Source organism: Salipiger sp. HF18, assembly GCF_011806505.1.
GTDB classification, from domain to species: domain Bacteria; phylum Pseudomonadota; class Alphaproteobacteria; order Rhodobacterales; family Rhodobacteraceae; genus Salipiger; species Salipiger thiooxidans.
This window is the reverse complement of the sequence record NZ_JAATOS010000998.1, coordinates 1-517: the sequence shown is the minus strand read 5'-3', so window position 1 is coordinate 517 and position 517 is coordinate 1. Positions and strand designations below refer to the sequence as shown.

The following is a 517-nucleotide window of genomic DNA, read 5'->3' as shown; positions in this document are numbered from 1 at the left end:
ATCGACGGCACCGCAGCGAGGTTCGAGATGTTCACCTCGATGAAATCGGTGAACTTGTTCTGCGACGCGAATTCCTCGAGGTAGATCGACGCGGCGACCCCGATGGGCAGCGCCAGGAACAGCACCACCAGCATCAGCACCACACCATAGACGAAGCCGTGCAGGCCGATGGCCTCGGAGCCGAGCGCGCCGCGGGCGAATTCGGTGATCGGCACCAGCAGCATGGCGCCCAGAAGCGGGCCCCAGACGGTGCCGATGCCGCCGATGAGCGCGAACATGGCGATCTGGATCGAGAACTGCAACGAGAACATCGACTCGGGCTCGATGAAGGTCAGGTACATGGCGTGGAAGGTGCCGACCATGGCCGAGAGCGCCGCCGAGACGGCCACCGCCATCAGCCGCACCTTGACGGTGCCCACGCCCGCCGCCTTCGCGGCACTTTCACGCTCGCGGGTGGCGACGAGGTAGAATCCCAGCCGGTGCGAGCGGATCGCCCAGGCCACGGCGAGGCACACGA

1 pseudogene is annotated in these 517 nt (G+C 66.2%); it reads right to left on the bottom strand.

From position 1 onward, the window contains the following. Nucleotides 1-517 (bottom strand): annotated as a pseudogene (locus HC022_RS28470) (hypothetical protein); the annotation flags it as partial.